The following is a 675-nucleotide window of genomic DNA, read 5'->3' on the forward strand; positions in this document are numbered from 1 at the left end:
AGTCAGTCTTGTTTTGTCGTATAAAATCCCCATAGAGTAGGTTTTTTACATTATTGGGGAACGATAGATTGGCAAAGAAATATATTGTGCGTTTAACTGAGGATGAGCGCACCTATTTGGAAAGTTTGATTCACAAGGGAAAAGTGGCTGCTCACAAAAGGCTACACGCTGAAATTTTACTCAAAGCTGATGTAAGTGAATTAAGTGAAAAATGGCAGGATAGCCAAATCAGTGAAGCCTTTGGCATGTCAACGCGCACCATTGAGCGAGTACGGGAACGATTAGTCCAGGAAGGCTTAGAGTCCGCCTTAAATCGGGCGAAACCAACCCGCGTAAGAAGCCGAGTTATTGATGGTGAAGCAGAAGCCCATCTTATTGCATTGGCCTGTGGAGACGCTCCTGATGGGCGTAGTAGTTGGACATTACGCCTGCTTGGACAACAGATGGTAGAACTGGGTTATGTGGAGAGTGTATCGCACGAAACTATTCGACAAGCACTAAAAAAAACGAATTAAAACCCTGGCAAAATAAGGAATGGTGTATTCCCGCTAAAGAAAGTGCCGAGTTTGTCTGCGCTATGGAAGATGTTCTGGATGTCTACAAACGCTCGTACGATGAAACTCATCCCTTGATCTGCATGGATGAAAGTAGTAAGCAACATATCAAAGAGACGCG

At 44.0% G+C, this 675-nt stretch carries 1 protein-coding gene; it reads left to right on the forward strand.

Annotated elements, in window-relative coordinates; translation table 11 throughout:
- The first annotated feature begins 68 nt into the window (after positions 1-68).
- Positions 69-515 carry a helix-turn-helix domain-containing protein gene (locus RW114_RS20820; protein WP_340124634.1) on the forward strand — a complete coding sequence of 149 codons (447 nt, stop codon included), beginning with the start codon at positions 69-71 and terminating at the stop codon, positions 513-515.
- Positions 516-675 lie beyond the last annotated feature (160 nt).

This window comes from Methylobacter svalbardensis (genome assembly GCF_037671525.1).
Classification (GTDB): domain Bacteria; phylum Pseudomonadota; class Gammaproteobacteria; order Methylococcales; family Methylomonadaceae; genus Methylobacter_A; species Methylobacter_A svalbardensis.